Below are 14,532 nucleotides of genomic sequence, written 5' to 3' on the forward strand. Positions count from 1 at the left end.
CGTTCAGATCTTTGCCTCACAACAGCGGAGTTATAGAGACTTGCCAATCAGGTACATGGAGAACACGACGGACTATCGGGATGAAAAATCCGGCGAACTGCATGGTCTCAGCCGGGTGCGGTCATTAACCCAAGACGACAGCCATGTCTTTTGCACCGATGACCAGCTTGAACAAGAAGTCGGACGATTGCTTAAAGCCGCCAAGACCATGTACTCGGAGCTTGCCATTGCTCTTAAATTCCGTCTGTCGTACCGTGACGACAGCGATGCCTATCTGGGCGATAGTGGTCTGTGGCAGCACTCGCAGGCAATCCTCAAAAAATTGGCCGACAACAACAAGCTCGATTATTACGAACAGGCCGGTGAGGCCGCCTTTTACGGGCCGAAAATCGACTTTATCGCCATCGACGCTCTGGGGCGGGAGTGGCAGGTGGCTACCGTTCAGTTGGATTTCGTCCAGCCCCAACGATTCAACTTAAACTACACCGATGCCGACGGCCAAGCACAGATACCGGTCATGATCCACTGCGCCTTGCTCGGCACGATCGAACGTTTTTTAAGCGTGTATATCGAACACACCGCCGGCCGATTCCCGTTTTGGCTGGCACCTGAGCAGATTAGAATTTTGACGGTTAACGATAGCGTCAAGGCTTACGTCAAAGAGGTGTCTAACCGGCTAAACGACGTAGTTTTAATGAAACCGCTTAAATACAATGAGCTACGTTTCGAGGTGGACGATCGCAACGAGTCTTTGGGCAAGAAAATCCGCGAAGCCGAGGAGTCCAAGGTGCCGGTCATTATTATTCTCGGGCCCAAAGACCAGTCGGTTAAGAAAGTCAGCATCAGACTAAATAATAAAGAGCAAACGGTGGGCTTAGAGCGGCTGGACGAGCTGCTTCTTAAGCTGTGAACGGTAATAAACTTAAACTAGCCCTTGATTTTGACGACACTTTAAAACCTTTCTTGAGACCGTGGTTTGATTGGCACAATGAAACTTATGAGACTAGCCACGAGGTGCACGAAGTAACTGAGTATGACCTCGGCTCGCTGATGGGACTTAGCAACCAAGAACTACAGAGGCGGGTCGATGAGTTTCAAGATTACGAGATGTCGACGGCAAACATTAATATTTTTCCGGAGGCAATCGAAGTACTTAAATCGCTACAGCAATTTTTTCAATATGTAATCATAACTGCTCGTAAACGGCGGTTTAAGCCCTATACCCTAGATCAACTTCGGCTCGGGATGCCAGATATAGAGTTTGAGATTTATCACCGAGAAGACTACGAGGGGCTGAAAATGAGCAAAGCGATATTCGCTAAAACGCTGGGCTGTATCGCGCTGGTTGAAGACCATCCCGGCCACGCGCACGAGGCTCACGAACTGGGACTAGGCGCGATATTATTAACAGCCCAACCAAACCTCAGCTACATCGGGCCAGTTGAGAGGGCGGACAGTTGGTCTCGTGTTGACGAACTGCTACGCCAGATATACAACTCTGCTACCGGCTCATCATGACGATGTTCAAAAATCGTCGGGCAGTCGATAACTTTGCTTGGTTATGGATAAAGTTTGATTCCAGCTCGGGTGCCTCGACGGTATTTCTGGGGTCGAGGTCGATATTTTGCCGATTTACGCCTAGATTGGTTAGCTGATTAATATTAAAGCCTTTCAGGTCGATATGGTAGCCTGCCTTGTCTTTTAATAAATAGTCTTTCCAATCCGGGTCTCTAACCTGGGAAACCGCTTTAAAAACGTAGTATTTAGCCGGGATACCCGGGCCGAAATGAGCCAGTAGATTAGTCGGATTGCTATCAAACCGGGCGCGCATTTGATCAACTAGCTTTATCAGCAGTCTGGCGTCTGTCGATTGCCATCCCATATGCGCCAGCGCTAATACTCGGTTAATGGGATCATGTATGGTGACAGCGTAGCAATCTGCCGTGGGTAGGATTAAAGCCACGTTTGGCAAATTGGTAACAACGGCGTCAACAATCGGCGCCGATTGTCGGTTAATCTTAGGGCGGGTCTTGTCGAGCCTGTCGACGATTTCAACCGCGTCGTAGATGTTTCCAGGTTCATGGCCGATTCTCATAAAGGCATAGCCCTTTATCGGCCAGTCTAGCCGCGCCAAGAAGCGATTAATGTTGTCGTTAGTCTGCTGCTCGTTGATATGGCCGAAGCTCGTGTGCCCATCTCTTTTATCGGAAGTTGCTTGCCAAACACCACTGGCCGGAAATAATTCAGATCCTCTCATAGCGGGGATAATTGTATCATTGGAGGGTGAGCGATTTTAAAGACGACGTTTACGACTTAGTCTCAATCATCCCAGAGGGCAAAGTAATGACTTACGGCCAGATTGCCGCCCTGTGCGGCCGTCCACAGGCTGCCCGCATTGTCGGCGGATTGGCGCATTTTGGACCGCCAGAGCTGCCGTGGCAACGTGTTGTAAATAAAAACGGCGGTCTAGCCTCTGGTTACTATGGCGGTAAGCCAGGCCACAAACAGGATCTAACGGCTGAAGGAGTAATCGTCGATAACAACTATCAAATCGAAATTAATAAGTATATTTGGTGGCCACCGCCAAGAGAACAAAAGTAGACTATGACCGATAAACCGTCCATTTCTAATGCTCGACTGACAGCCGCATCGACAAAGCCGTTGGTTGTTATTGTCGGCGAAACCGGCAGCGGTAAATCGTTACTGGCCTTAAAATTGGCAACGCTACATAACGGTGAAATAATTTGCGCTGACTCCAGAACCATTTATAAAGGTATGGATATAGGCACCGCTAAACCCAGCAAGGCCGATCAGGCTAAGGTAAGGCACCACCTGCTTGATATCGTCCAGCCAAACGAAATTTTTACCGTAGCTGATTTTAAGCATCGGGCTGTCAATGTCATTAATGAAATCAGGCAAAGCGGCCGCCTGCCCATTATGGTAGGCGGTAGCGGTCTGTACGTCGACTCGGTCATATTCGACTATGCTTTTAGAAGTCGATATAACATCAAAATCAGGCAAGAATTATCGAAAAAGAACCTTATGGAGCTTAGACAATTGGCGGTTGATGAGGGATTTACAACATATTATAACAGCAGTAATAGGCGTCATTTAGTCAGGCTTTTAGAATCTGGTGAGTCAACAAACAACGACAGAGCCCAGTTAATAAACAATGTTGTAATTATTGGCCTTTCACTTAATCGAGCACGGCTCAGAGCCAACCTGAAGGCCCGAGTAGAGACGATGTTCAGGGCCGGTTTACGACGGGAAGTAGAAGACCTCGTAAAAAAGTATGGTTGGCAGCAAGAGGCTTTAAGCGGCATCGGTTACCGCGAATTTGAGCCATACTACCAAAAAAAGATTAGCATGTCTGACGTCAAACGGAATATATTTCAACACAGTTTAAACTATGCTAAACGACAGCGAACTTGGTTTAAGCGCAATTCCGAAATCAAGTGGTTTGACAGCCACCATAAAGTCAGTCGATATCTTAAGAAACAGTTACAAACCAAGTATAATTGAAGCCTGAATGAAATTTTGGCAGCGTATTACAGTTCTATTTGCGAAAACGGTTATCATCGGCCTGCGCTTGATTGGCCGTCACGGCACCGCCTTGCCCGGCCTGGTTGCTGAGCGGCTGTATCCTGGACTGTTAAGCAAGCTGATAGGCCAGTTAGAGCAAGGTGTAGTTTTAATAACTGGCACTAACGGCAAGACCACAACTGCGAAGATTGCCCGTACTTTGCTAGAGCACCGTAACTTAAGGGTTCTCTCCAACCGTTCTGGTAGCAACTTTACCAGGGGAATTCTAGCCAGCGTTATGGAACAAGCTACATGGAGCGGGCGGCTGGAGTTTGATATCGCCGTTTTTGAAGTCGACGAAGCCTATGCTCGATTGGTCGCTCGAGAAGTCAAACCGGTCGTCATTGTCGTCTTGAATGTTATGCGGGACCAGTTAGATCGGTATGGAGAGATTGATAAAACGGCTAAGTTGATTGGCCAAGCGCTCGAGCAGTCACACGCGGCGGTACTCAACGCCAATGATCGGCCCGTGGCCGACCTCGGAACTAAACTAAATGATGATAAAAGAACAACGTATTTTGGAGTTTCACCCCAGTTACAAACACTCTTACCGTCGGACGAGGGTTTGTTGGTTGGTCCCATGAAAAGTCATCGACAGCCGTCACCAGACGTACTGCTTAGGCAGTTTGATGTAAGCGGCCAAGCCGAATTTTTGGCTGACGGGTTGTCGCACAAGACAAACTTACAATTTTCAGGTATCCATAATGCCCAGAACGCGACCGCGGCCCTGGCATTGATAAATCATCTCTATGGCGCCATAGACCCGGGGGATATGATAGCTTTGAGCCGGGTACGACCAGCCTTTGGTCGGGGCGAGGAAGTAATCATTCATGGTGTCAAAGCCCGGCTAGCCCTAATAAAAAACCCCAGTGGCTTCAACCAAAACCTAAAAGCCTTCTGCCAGCCGAAAGTCGGCGGTGTTTTAATTATCATAAATGACCGTTACGCCGACAGCCGCGACGTGTCCTGGTTGTGGGATGTGGACTTGTCACCCCTGTCTCAGATAGCGGGCCGGATTACGGTGAGCGGTGCCAGGGCATACGATATGGCTTTGCGGCTGCAATATGAGGGTATGTTATCGGACCCCGAGATGTCACTAAGCTCAGCTCTAAAACGGGCAATCGATGCCACACCGCTAACAAAAGAACTATTGATTCTGCCGACTTACACCGCGATGCTTGAAGCTAGAAGGCTACTATCCAAAACGGCCGAATTAGAGAAAATATGGCAGTAAAGATTATTAATTTAGCCCAGCTTTATCCTCGTGAGATGAACATCTATGGAGACACCGGCAACATCAAAGTCCTTCTTTGGCGGCTTCAGCACCGGGGTTTTAAAACCGCCCTCAGGCCGCTTAATATCGGTGATAAGTTACCGGCTGATACCGATATTATTGTGGGTGGTGGCGGACAGGACTCAGGCCAGGGTAAGATCATGCCGGACCTGCTTAAAAAAGGGGATGAGCTAAGGGCGATGGCGGGTGATGGGGTGACTATGCTTTTAGTCTGCGGCTTGTACCAGCTGTTTGGGCACCGTTTTGTAACTGACGAGCAACAAGAAATTAAGGGCATATCGGTTTTCGACGCCGAAACCTTGGCTGGCCAACGGCGGTTAATCGGTAACATTGTGGTTCAGTCGCCCTTTGGCCGATTGGTTGGCTTCGAAAACCATAGTGGATTGACCAAACTGGCAAACGATCAATTACCGCTCGGCAAGGTCATAAAAGGCCAAGGTAACGATGGTTCATCCGGAAAAGAAGGTGCGGTAATGCACAATGTTTTTGGTACCTATCTGCACGGACCAATCTTGCCAAAAAATCCCAGATTTGCCGACGAGTTGTTATTAAGAGCGATCAAACGGCGTTACGGCGCGAGTGATTTATCCGAGATTGATGATTCGCTGGCGCTTAGAGCGGCTGATATCGCGGCCAAACGGCCCTGAACAATTATTATTACAAAACCTACCACTTCTTGTTACAATGGTGATAATAAGAGGTGAATTGGCTCCATGATTGAGCAGCTCTTTGGTTCAAAAACCAGAGTAAAATTACTCCAGTTGTTCATGAGTAATCCCAACCGGGCATTTTATGTCCGTGAAATTACTCGGAAAATTGACGAGCAAATAAACTCGGTTCGGCGTGAACTTGCTAACCTGCTTAACATTGGCATAATTAAGTCTGAAGAGAGTGAAAACAAACTTTATTACGAGGTTAATCAAAAATATCCTCATTACGCTTCGCTCAAATCAATCTTCACCAACAAAAAAGCTATGGCCCAAAGCGAATTTAAGCTACCACAAAGCGGTATCGCGGCAAAACTGTCTGAGCTAGGATCGGTCGAGCTGGCGATTTTAAGCGGTACGTTTACGCGAGACGACCAGGCTGGCGCCGATCTATTGATAGTAGGTGATGTTAATCGAAGCAAATTAGCTAAGTTAATCCAAGAACTTCAGGAAGAAGAAGGCCGCGAACTGGACTTTGCGGTCATGTATCCGGAGGATTTTGACTACCGTCTGAGTGTTAAAGACCGGTTTATTATTAATTTATTGGGTTCTAAAAAGACTATCGTGATCGATACAAAATCACGCATAAAACAGGAGTAGATAAGTGGAAATTTCGTTTTTAGGCGCCAATGCGCTAGCGCTCAATACCAAAACGGCTAAAATAATCGTCGACCCAGCGGTGCCGGGCTTGAAAGTCGACGCCGCAAAAGCTGATATCATCTTGTTGACTCAACCATTTGACATCAGCCCAAAAGAGAGCCAGCTGGTCATAAATACGCCCGGTGAATATGAAGCCAAAACCATATCAATCAAAGGCATTGCCTCGCGGGCTCATGTAGAAGACGACGGCCAGCAAGGCGCGACTATTTATCGAATCGACACCCCAGCAGCCCGGGTCGGCATAGTCGGTCACATCCATCCCAGTTTGTCAGACGAACAACTTGAGGCTCTGGGGACACTTGACGTTTTGATAGTCCCGGTTGGCGGGCACGGCTACACGCTCGACGCTGAAGGTGCCGCCCAAGTTGTACGTGCCATTGAACCTCGGGTGGTCATTCCTACCCATTTTGCCGACAAGTCGATCAAGTACGAAGTCCCCCAGTCCGAACTAAAGGAGTTTACCGATGAGCTCGGAGTTCCACTGCAGGAAGAACAGCGTTACAAAATAAAGCCCGGCTCGTTACCCGAGCAGCTAACAGTAGTTGTTTTGAGCCGGACCAGCTAATATAAGCTTAAGCCCAAACAATCTATTTAAATTAATTACTTGGCGTTTTGAAGAACACCTTTTTTCTTAAGCGTACGGATAGCTTGGGTGGATAATTTCATAGTAACTTTCTTGCCATCCATCATGAAAGTTTTCTTCTGTAAGTTTGGCTTCCAGACTTTTTTAGTCTTTTTCTGGGAAAACGGAACATTGTGCCCAAATTGTTTGCCTTTGCCGGTGATATCGCATTTCTGTGCCATTTAATGTTTTCCCTAAAACTTAGCAGATTAGATACTACTGTTTATACCCGTATCTGTCAACTGACTGGCAATTTAGACAAATTGTTATAATGAGCGGCGATGATTGAACTTATTATTATCATAGGCGGCATTTTATTGTCGATTACCATCCACGAGGCCGTTCATGCTTTCACCAGTCATTGGCTAGGCGATGACACCGCTATGCGCTTGGGTCGTTTAACCCTTAACCCCCTGGCCCATATTGACCCTTTTTCGACTATCCTCTTGCCTCTTGTTCTGGTGGCTTTAAACTTCCCACCGTTTGCGGCAGCTAAACCGGTGCCGTTTAATCCCAGCCGGGTCAGGGGTGGCGAGTACGGTGCGGCGCTAGTCGGCGTTGCCGGGCCGCTGTCTAATTTGCTGATCGCAGTTTTGGTGGGCTTGTGGGGCAGGTATTTTATTGGGTTTGACGGCGGGGTGGTATCAGACATTCTTGGTCTGTTAGTCCAGCTAAACTTGGCTCTTTTTGTCTTTAATATGATTCCTTGGCCGCCGCTCGACGGTTCGCGTCTGCTGTATGCCTTTGCCCCTGATGGCCTGAGGCGGATAATGTCCCAAATAGAAAGCTTGGGTCTAGCTGGTATTGGTGTGTTTATGTTCGCGATCTTTCCTCTGTTATCGCTGACGTTTGTAAGGGCCGTAGAAGTATCATACGAGCTTATCACTGGCGTACATTTGCTATAATAAGTAAGCCCTGCGATAGTGGCGTAAATGGGACTTTTTCCTAACAAATTATTATCGGGAGCCCAAATGGTTTGTCGCCGTGGCAACGAACTGCGGGTACCCACCTGGCTTTCTCAGGAATCAAGTTTCACCTGCGTCCCTAGTCGCGGGGCTGTTTTATTAAAAGTGAAATGACGGGGAGCCGGGCATTGATCGCTCAGCAGAGTGTCATCGCTTGGCCAAGCGATCGAAACTCAAACTGCCAATTAGTGTTTTAGGGGCCTTGGTTCGCGCGTATAAATCAGTACAATAAGCTGGTCGGGGATTGGCGCAGTGGTAGCGCGCACGGCTGGGGGCCGTGAGGTCGCTGGTTCGAATCCAGTATCCCCGACCAAAACAAGATAAATAACAGGGTACTAAATATGACAACTGTAGAGCAAAACACAACAACACATGACCATTTGCAAATTTTCACCGATGGTGGATCGAGAGGAAACCCCGGTCCGTCGGCATCTGGTTATGTCATTATGACTAGTCAAGGCGACCTGCTCGACCAAGGTGGAGAGTACTTGGGCGTCACCACTAATAACCAGGCCGAATATCAAGCCGTTAAGTTGGCTCTTGAAAAAGCGGCGGAATTTAAGCCTAAGAAAATTGAGTTTTTTATCGACAGTGAGCTAGTCGTCAAACAAATGAATGGTCAATACCGAATTAAAAACCGGGACTTATGGCCTATACACGCGGCCATAAAACAGCAGGTAGCCCAGTATCAATTAGTTAGTTTTGTCCATGTCAGGCGGGAGCTTAACAAGCTGGCCGATAAGGAGGTCAATAAAATATTGGACGAGCAGGCTGCTTGAAAAAGATGTAAAAATCAGCTACAGTACTGGCTCGCAAGATTGCTATGCGATCGCCCAGCACCTTTTCTTTGTGATAAATAACCAGTTCCAAACCTCCTATGGCAAGGAAAAGGTGCTGGGAGGAAAGTCCGGGCAGCACAGGACGACGACAGTTGCTAACAGCAACCGGGGGCAACCCTAGGGAAAGTGCCACAGAAACGACACAGCTCGCCAGCTTAACGGCTGGCAGCAATGGTGAAACGAGTGAGGTAAGAGCTCACAGTCTGGCACGGCGACGTGTCAGGGAGGTAAACCCTGTCGGCTGCAAGGTGGTAACCTCGAGTTTACTTTTCTTAAAAAGTGAATTGGCTGTCCGCCAGAGGTTACGATATCCGCTTGAATCCGCCAGCAATGACGGATCTAGATAGATGATCGTACTCGACAGAACCCGGCTTATCGGCAATCTTGTGATTAAAAAACCCGACTTATGGTCGGGTTTTTTAATCAACCTTAATTATTTTTGTTTAACTTTTGACTGCTTTTTTAACTATATCAGCAAAAGCTCGCGGTTCATTTACCGCCAGCTCGGCCAATATTTTACGGTTTAAATTAAGATCAAGCTTTTTTAAACCAGCCATCAATTTACCGTACGTCGCGCCATTTTCTCGCGCCGCGGCATTAATCCGGCTGATCCAGAGAGAACGAAAATCGCGCTTTTTATTACGACGGTCACGGTATTGATATTGTAAAGACCTGACAATGGCCTGCCGGCCCATCCTGAGGTTCTTTTGCCTGGTCTTGGACATGCCTTTAGTGGCTTTTTTTATCTTCTTAACCCGTTTGGCTCGGGCAACTGCCGACGTGGTACGCATGTCTTAAATTCCTAACTGACGTTTCACGTTTTGAATATCACTGGGGTCGAACTTGTAATCTTTGGCGTACAACCGCCGCCGGGAACCGCGTTTTTTACTGAGGTTATGATTGCGCCACGCGCGCCGCCGGATTAGCTTACCGGAGCCGGTTATCTTGACTCTTTTCTTAAATCCACTATGTACTTTGAGCTTGGGCATAAACTATTTCCTTCTAATTTGCATGCTGAGAAAGCGCCCCGCCATCTGGGGCTCTTGTTCGACAACCGCACTATCTTCTACGGTTTTTAGCACTCTGTCAAGCAAATCGTAGCCGAGTTCTCGGTGAGCCATTTCCCGGCCCTTGAAGACGGCCGATATCCTAACTTTGTGGCCATCGTCCAGAAACTCTTTCACTTTCTTCAGTTTGATATTGAAATCATGTATACCAATCTTAAGACCTAGTCGTACTTGCTTTAGGTCCTGGCTTTTTTGTTTCTTCCGGCTTTTTTGCTGTTGTTTTTGTTTTTGGTAGACGTATTTGCCCCAGTCGACAATTCTGGCAACAGGTGGCTCGGCTTGAGGCGATACTTCGACCAAGTCCAATCCAGCGGCCTGCGCGCGGCTTAGGGCTTCCTGTCTGGATATGACCCCAACTTGTTCACCGTTCTCATCGATAACACGAAGCTCTGAAGCTCGGATAGAGTCGTTTACGCGCGTATTGTCCTTTGTACTAATTGAATACTCCTTATTGCTACCCGTTAGAAAGTCTAGCAGCTAGTTTGTCGGGGTTCAACATCTGTTAAGCCAAAGCCATGTCCCGTAAGCGGTACTGAAGGGCCTCGCTAGCGTGACGCGGCGCTATTTCGGCCGAGGAATCTAGATCGGCTATAGTTCTTGCTACTCGGAGTGTTCTTATGGCTGCTCGAGGAGATAGGTCGAGCTTATCCACGGCCGATTCGAGTAACGATAGGGTTTCACTATTAGCCTTCAGGCTGTTTCGGAGGAACTTCGCCGGCAGCTGGGAGTTAGCCAGACCGCCGTTTCGCTTTAATTGATGACTCCTGGCCCTAACGACACGCTGTTGGACGGCCGCGCTGGTTTCAGCCCGGCTGTCGTTGCTGAGTACTCGGCCGCTGCCTACCCGGTCGACTTGAATTATGAGGTCAATTCTGTCTAATAGGGGCCCGGAGATTCGTTTTTGGTACTGATTTATCTGATAAGCCGTACAGACACAGGCTCGCGTCTCATCGCCGTAATAGCCACAAGGACAGGGGTTTTGCGTGGCCACGAACATAAAATCAGCCGGATAACGGACCCGGCGATTAGCTCTGGCTATGTCGACTACCTTATCTTCCAGTGGCTGCCGCAACACCTCTGTTACTGATCGGGGGTACTCCGGTAATTCATCCATAAACAAAACACCCTTGTGGGCTAAACTGATTTCACCCGGTAAAGCGTCTTTGCCGCCGCCAACAATTGATATTTGGCTGGCTGTATGGTGCGGCGAGCGAAAGGGGCGATTTATGATAATATCCTCACTCAAGTTTCTGGCTAGACTATAAATATTAGTCAAATCAATAATATCTTTCTCTTCTAGCGGCGGAAGGATGGTCGGCAGGGCCTTGGCCAGCATAGTCTTGCCAGTTCCGGGCGGACCGGTCATCAAAACGTTGTGATGTCCCGCCGCTGCTATCTCTAGCGCTCGTTTGGCCACCTGCTGTCCGCTAATCTCGGCAAAATCGCTTTCTGCCGCAGACGGCGACTCAAGTTTTAAAGCGCCAGATCTATGAGGTTGGAGAACCACCGTACCGGTTAAGTGACGATAAATCTGTTTTAGCTCCTGCACTGGCAGAAGTTCGATTCCTTTTACTAACGAGGCCTGATAAACGTTATCGGCTGGGACAAATAAGTATTTACAGCCACTGAGCTTGGCGGCCTCGGCATGGATGATTATGCCGGGAACAGATTTGATCCGACCGTCAAGCGCTAGCTCGCCGACGAAGGCTGTCGTCGTGAGATCGTTTTCAATTTGTTGTGACGCCAGCAAGATTGATATAGCAATTGGTAAATCATAACTTGCGCCATCCTTTGGCAAGTCGGCTGGCGACAGATTTATTGTTATTCGTTTTCTGGGCAGTTCAAGCCCGGAATTTAACAAGGCGCTTTTAACTCGTTCACGAGCCTCGTCGATGGCTTTTGCCCCCAGGCCGACGATGGTAATGCTGGGCAAGCCATTATTTAAATCACATTCTATCTCGACCGGTACTCCCTTTAGTCCAAGTGGGGCAGACGATTTAACCTGGGCTACCATTTTAGGGTCGACAACCTAAACATAAGCCTATTGACTCCAATTATTGTTTATTGTACTATATATTGTATGGGGCTGATATAGCTTCGACATGAGCTCTTTTACATCCCATTTCAGGCGAGCCGCGTTCAGGCGGCGTTACAGTTTGAAAACTTTAACTGCAAACTTTACGCAGCGCGTAAGCGATGCCTTAAGCAACCTCAAGGCTGCTTTTTGGGTACCTGCTTTCGCAACAGTTCGGGTCTAATTATCCGAACCGTTTGACCGCAGATGTCGAATAAGCGGATCAAGCGTCATACATTCGGCTTGGATCAGCCGTTGGCTTAAAGCCAGGACGGCGGTCGACACTAAACTGGCATTAACTCTGTGTCCACTTTTCGTTTGGTTTATAGTGTCGCAGTGAATCTAACCAAACTACGCTCGTAGACGAATGGGGAGTAAGCTTGTGGACCGGGGTTCAAATCCCCGCAGCTCCACCATAAGGAATCGAACTTTTACCAGTTCGATTTTTTATTGAAATAAGCCAAGGATAAATTCACTAAAAAACGTACTTTATTAATATCCATAATTATTGTCGACCAGCGGTTTGATTGGTGTTTCAGCGCTTTTTATAAAAAACTCGATGATTGTTGACTTGGGCTAGCGTCAAATTAAAACAACCGCCTGCGAGAAGCGGTTGTTTAGATTTATCTTTTTGTTTTTGGCACCTGAATACTTTTTTTATTCAAGCGCTGGTCACATCTTATAGCACTAGCGAAATAGCTGTCAAATCTTTTTTCTTTATTATTCGCCAACCTGTGCATAACTTTGCGGTGAGGACTATCAATTTTTACCCACTTAAGTCGTTAAATGGCTCAATGTTGGCAAATTTGGCCGTCGGTTTGATTATATAATTGCAGTTCTTAACTTAACTATATAATTTCAGCTACGATATCCTGTCGATAAAACCAGCTTTGGCCCAAAACCTGGTCTGGCTATTTGGCTTTGTGTTTAATCTTCTGCAAGGCTTCGCGATCTGCCATGCGTTGCTTAATGCTGTGCCGCTTGTCGTAGCGTTTTTTACCGCGTCCAATGCCGAGCTCAAGTTTGATAAATCGGCCCTGCTTGCCGATGCTTAGCGGAATAAGGTTCAACCCGGACTGCTTTAAGGCCTCAACCTTTTTAAGTTGGCGTTTATGGATCAGTAATTTTCGACGGCGATCCGGCTGACTGCCGAGCTGCTCACCGGCCGGCTGGTAGAGCGGGATGTGGAGATTATTCAGCCATAGCTCCCCGCCGCTTAGCGTTGCGAAGCCGCCCTTAAGGTCTGCCCGGCCAAGACGGACGCTTTTGACTTCGGGTCCCTGCAAGCTAATACCAGCTATGATCCGGTCAGTGATGGCATAGTCATATTTAGCTCGGCGGTTGATAGTGATTGGATTGTAGGCACGCATATTAATAAGTATACGTTGTTAATAACCCGGCAAACTGAATTGTCGTCCAGGACAATCCTATTTAGGCTTGGCCACACAATTAGTACGAGGCAAAGCGCAACATAAGTTGCCTAAATATAATTTATCATAGTATTATGAACAACAAACTATGATAACAATCACATCTGATACATGAGTTAATAACAACAATATTATATTGACTATAGGCCCCCCGTGTGCTATAAACAAACGTAGCCGTTCTTTAAAAATAAATATTTTAAAACTTCGTAGGGCACACCGACTCGCAGACACCGTGAGCCGGTGTGCCTTACGAAGCGCGGCTTTCACGCTTGGTTATGGTTTCTTTGGTTTTTATCCAAGCGTAACTTCGCTCCTCATAGTTTTAATAACTATAAGCGGGCGGTCAGTCAGCTGGAGCGACAAGCGCCACAAAAGTCTTAAATGTCGGGCGGTTTTGTCGCTCCAGTAATCTAACTCATCGCAAAATGACATCCAAAAAACACTAATAGGGTGTTATTTTTAATTTGTGGGCAATATCAAATTGAAAACCATTAAAAACCACAACCAAATTACACGGATAAAACTACTTTTGCTGGCAGTTATTACCACTGGATTAGTCGCTCTGTTGTTGTTTGGCACCACGCCTGATAGAGCGGGCCCGCTTGGGATATCTTTGTTCTTTATCCTGGTGTTTTTGGCCTTACTGATATGGGGTCAACTGCTGCGTCATTTGATTTTTAAGCAACCGCAAGGGACCAGTCTGCTTTTAATCGTACTTAGCTCGGCAGGATTGGTCATCGCTTTAGCTATTGGCACCATCGAAATACAGATGGGCGATATCATATTGTTAACTCTCTTTATCGTGACGTTTACGCTTTATTGGGCCAAGCTTAGAAAGTAGTGCTTCTTAAGCTTTTCTTCTCTGTTATAATCTACCTTGTATGGAACCAAACAAGCAAAACTCAGCAGAATCACCCCGCCCGGCAAACCTAAGCCCGGAACGATTGCCAGATACCCAGTCTCAACCGGAAACGATCACCCCATCCCTGGAAACCATTCGCCCGTCCGGGGATAGCGCCAGTCAAGGTCATATACCGATTGCATTGCCTCCTCCAGTTATAGACAGTGATGTAAGCGGCGGACAATTGTCACAGGCGGACCCGACAGCCCAAATTGGACCGGCGGTTGCGGCTGATGTCGATGTAATCGAAAAAGAGTGGGTGAATAAAGCCAAAGCGATTGTCCACGAACATAAGCACGATCCTTATACTCAAGAAAATGAGGCTAGCCGCCTAAAGGCCGACTACAAGACTAAACGGTTTAACAAAGTCGTAAAGACAGATGCCTAAACC

19 protein-coding genes, 1 tRNA gene and 2 other RNA genes are annotated in these 14,532 nt (G+C 47.5%); 15 read left to right on the forward strand and 7 right to left on the reverse strand.

Annotated elements, in window-relative coordinates:
* Both VGA08_01000 and VGA08_01005 read left to right on the forward strand, forming a co-directional pair.
* The coding region (locus tag VGA08_01000) for a threonine--tRNA ligase (protein HEX9679184.1) at positions 1-910 on the forward strand (910 nt) is incomplete at its 5' end.
* Complete coding sequence (locus tag VGA08_01005) at positions 907-1,518, forward strand: hypothetical protein (GenBank protein HEX9679185.1); 612 nt, start codon at positions 907-909, stop codon at positions 1,516-1,518. The genes VGA08_01000 and VGA08_01005, both read left to right, overlap by 4 nt.
* On the opposite strand, the gene VGA08_01010 is transcribed toward VGA08_01005, so the two are convergent.
* Positions 1,502-2,257 (reverse strand): polyphenol oxidase family protein, encoded by a 756-nt coding sequence (locus tag VGA08_01010; protein ID HEX9679186.1) that lies wholly within the window; start codon positions 2,255-2,257, stop codon positions 1,502-1,504. The genes VGA08_01005 and VGA08_01010 overlap by 17 nt on opposite strands.
* A 26-nt stretch (positions 2,258-2,283) precedes the next feature.
* Here VGA08_01010 and VGA08_01015 point away from each other — a divergent pair, with 26 nt between their 5' ends.
* The 6 genes from VGA08_01015 to VGA08_01040 all read left to right on the forward strand — a co-directional run bounded on the left by VGA08_01015 (position 2,284) and on the right by VGA08_01040 (position 6,808).
* Positions 2,284-2,601: an MGMT family protein gene (locus VGA08_01015; protein ID HEX9679187.1), complete on the forward strand. Its 318-nt coding sequence runs from the start codon at positions 2,284-2,286 to the stop codon at positions 2,599-2,601.
* 3 nt (positions 2,602-2,604) lie between these two features.
* Positions 2,605-3,522, forward strand: a complete 918-nt coding sequence (gene miaA, locus VGA08_01020) for a tRNA (adenosine(37)-N6)-dimethylallyltransferase MiaA (protein ID HEX9679188.1) — start codon at positions 2,605-2,607, stop codon at positions 3,520-3,522.
* A 7-nt stretch (positions 3,523-3,529) separates the two neighbouring features.
* Complete coding sequence (locus VGA08_01025) at positions 3,530-4,816, forward strand: MurT ligase domain-containing protein (protein ID HEX9679189.1); 1,287 nt, start codon at positions 3,530-3,532, stop codon at positions 4,814-4,816.
* A complete protein-coding gene (locus VGA08_01030; GenBank protein HEX9679190.1) occupies positions 4,807-5,523 on the forward strand; it encodes a glutamine amidotransferase in 717 nt (238 codons plus the stop codon). The genes VGA08_01025 and VGA08_01030 overlap by 10 nt, the downstream gene beginning before the upstream one ends.
* A 120-nt stretch (positions 5,524-5,643) precedes the next feature.
* A complete protein-coding gene (locus tag VGA08_01035; GenBank protein ID HEX9679191.1) occupies positions 5,644-6,183 on the forward strand; it encodes a transcriptional regulator in 540 nt (179 codons plus the stop codon).
* Between the two features lie 4 nt (positions 6,184-6,187).
* Positions 6,188-6,808 (forward strand): MBL fold metallo-hydrolase, encoded by a 621-nt coding sequence (locus VGA08_01040; protein ID HEX9679192.1) that lies wholly within the window; start codon positions 6,188-6,190, stop codon positions 6,806-6,808.
* Between the two features lie 35 nt (positions 6,809-6,843).
* On the opposite strand, the gene rpmB is transcribed toward VGA08_01040, so the two are convergent.
* On the reverse strand, positions 6,844-7,047 hold the full coding sequence (gene rpmB / locus VGA08_01045; protein HEX9679193.1) for a 50S ribosomal protein L28: 204 nt from the start codon (positions 7,045-7,047) through the stop codon (positions 6,844-6,846).
* A 99-nt stretch (positions 7,048-7,146) separates the two neighbouring features.
* Here rpmB and VGA08_01050 point away from each other — a divergent pair, with 99 nt between their 5' ends.
* From VGA08_01050 to rnpB, 4 genes are all read left to right on the forward strand, one after another.
* On the forward strand, positions 7,147-7,770 hold the full coding sequence (locus VGA08_01050; protein ID HEX9679194.1) for a site-2 protease family protein: 624 nt from the start codon (positions 7,147-7,149) through the stop codon (positions 7,768-7,770).
* A 298-nt stretch (positions 7,771-8,068) separates the two neighbouring features.
* Positions 8,069-8,143 (forward strand) — tRNA-Pro (locus VGA08_01055).
* A gap of 28 nt (positions 8,144-8,171) precedes the next feature.
* Positions 8,172-8,609: a ribonuclease HI family protein gene (locus tag VGA08_01060; GenBank protein ID HEX9679195.1), complete on the forward strand. Its 438-nt coding sequence runs from the start codon at positions 8,172-8,174 to the stop codon at positions 8,607-8,609.
* Positions 8,610-8,643: 34 nt separating this feature from the next.
* An RNA gene (rnpB, locus tag VGA08_01065) (RNase P RNA component class A) lies at positions 8,644-9,060 on the forward strand.
* 52 nt (positions 9,061-9,112) lie between these two features.
* Here rnpB and rplT read toward each other — a convergent pair.
* The 4 genes from rplT to VGA08_01085 are packed head-to-tail and all read right to left on the reverse strand — an operon-like array spanning position 9,113 to position 11,750.
* Positions 9,113-9,460: a 50S ribosomal protein L20 gene (rplT, locus tag VGA08_01070; GenBank protein ID HEX9679196.1), complete on the reverse strand. Its 348-nt coding sequence runs from the start codon at positions 9,458-9,460 to the stop codon at positions 9,113-9,115.
* 3 nt (positions 9,461-9,463) lie between these two features.
* Positions 9,464-9,658 carry a 50S ribosomal protein L35 gene (rpmI, locus tag VGA08_01075; GenBank protein HEX9679197.1) on the reverse strand — a complete coding sequence of 65 codons (195 nt, stop codon included), beginning with the start codon at positions 9,656-9,658 and terminating at the stop codon, positions 9,464-9,466.
* 3 nt (positions 9,659-9,661) lie between these two features.
* On the reverse strand, positions 9,662-10,213 hold the full coding sequence (gene infC / locus VGA08_01080) for a translation initiation factor IF-3 (GenBank protein HEX9679198.1): 552 nt from the start codon (positions 10,211-10,213) through the stop codon (positions 9,662-9,664).
* Positions 10,214-10,238: 25 nt separating this feature from the next.
* Positions 10,239-11,750, reverse strand: a complete 1,512-nt coding sequence (locus VGA08_01085) for a YifB family Mg chelatase-like AAA ATPase (protein HEX9679199.1) — start codon at positions 11,748-11,750, stop codon at positions 10,239-10,241.
* 68 nt (positions 11,751-11,818) lie between these two features.
* Between VGA08_01085 and ssrA the strand changes: the two genes are divergently transcribed.
* Positions 11,819-12,226, forward strand: a transfer-messenger RNA (tmRNA) gene (ssrA, locus tag VGA08_01090).
* Between the two features lie 495 nt (positions 12,227-12,721).
* Here ssrA and smpB read toward each other — a convergent pair.
* Entirely contained in the window at positions 12,722-13,180 is a 459-nt protein-coding gene (smpB, locus tag VGA08_01095) for an SsrA-binding protein SmpB (protein HEX9679200.1), read from the reverse strand.
* 526 nt (positions 13,181-13,706) lie between these two features.
* Here smpB and VGA08_01100 point away from each other — a divergent pair.
* Both VGA08_01100 and VGA08_01105 read left to right on the forward strand, forming a co-directional pair.
* Positions 13,707-14,081, forward strand: coding sequence for a hypothetical protein (locus tag VGA08_01100; GenBank protein ID HEX9679201.1), 375 nt, complete (start codon positions 13,707-13,709; stop codon positions 14,079-14,081).
* A 40-nt stretch (positions 14,082-14,121) separates the two neighbouring features.
* Positions 14,122-14,529: a hypothetical protein gene (locus VGA08_01105; protein HEX9679202.1), complete on the forward strand. Its 408-nt coding sequence runs from the start codon at positions 14,122-14,124 to the stop codon at positions 14,527-14,529.
* The last annotated feature ends 3 nt before the right edge of the window (positions 14,530-14,532 follow it).

The organism is Candidatus Saccharimonadales bacterium, assembly GCA_036397795.1.
Lineage (GTDB): Bacteria > Patescibacteriota > Saccharimonadia > Saccharimonadales > DASWIF01 > DASWIF01.

Coding starts and splice junctions, on each gene's coding strand:
- rplT (HEX9679196.1), bottom strand. CDS start 9,460: ATGCGTACCACGTCGGCAGTTGCCCGAGCCAAACGGGTTAAGAAGATA.
- VGA08_01105 (HEX9679202.1), top strand. CDS start 14,122: ATGGAACCAAACAAGCAAAACTCAGCAGAATCACCCCGCCCGGCAAAC.
- VGA08_01085 (HEX9679199.1), bottom strand. CDS start 11,750: ATGGTAGCCCAGGTTAAATCGTCTGCCCCACTTGGACTAAAGGGAGTA.
- VGA08_01025 (HEX9679189.1), top strand. CDS start 3,530: ATGAAATTTTGGCAGCGTATTACAGTTCTATTTGCGAAAACGGTTATC.
- smpB (HEX9679200.1), bottom strand. CDS start 13,180: ATGCGTGCCTACAATCCAATCACTATCAACCGCCGAGCTAAATATGAC.
- VGA08_01060 (HEX9679195.1), top strand. CDS start 8,172: ATGACAACTGTAGAGCAAAACACAACAACACATGACCATTTGCAAATT.
- VGA08_01050 (HEX9679194.1), top strand. CDS start 7,147: ATGATTGAACTTATTATTATCATAGGCGGCATTTTATTGTCGATTACC.
- miaA (HEX9679188.1), top strand. CDS start 2,605: ATGACCGATAAACCGTCCATTTCTAATGCTCGACTGACAGCCGCATCG.
- VGA08_01010 (HEX9679186.1), bottom strand. CDS start 2,257: ATGAGAGGATCTGAATTATTTCCGGCCAGTGGTGTTTGGCAAGCAACT.
- rpmB (HEX9679193.1), bottom strand. CDS start 7,047: ATGGCACAGAAATGCGATATCACCGGCAAAGGCAAACAATTTGGGCAC.
- VGA08_01030 (HEX9679190.1), top strand. CDS start 4,807: ATGGCAGTAAAGATTATTAATTTAGCCCAGCTTTATCCTCGTGAGATG.
- rpmI (HEX9679197.1), bottom strand. CDS start 9,658: ATGCCCAAGCTCAAAGTACATAGTGGATTTAAGAAAAGAGTCAAGATA.
- VGA08_01035 (HEX9679191.1), top strand. CDS start 5,644: ATGAGTAATCCCAACCGGGCATTTTATGTCCGTGAAATTACTCGGAAA.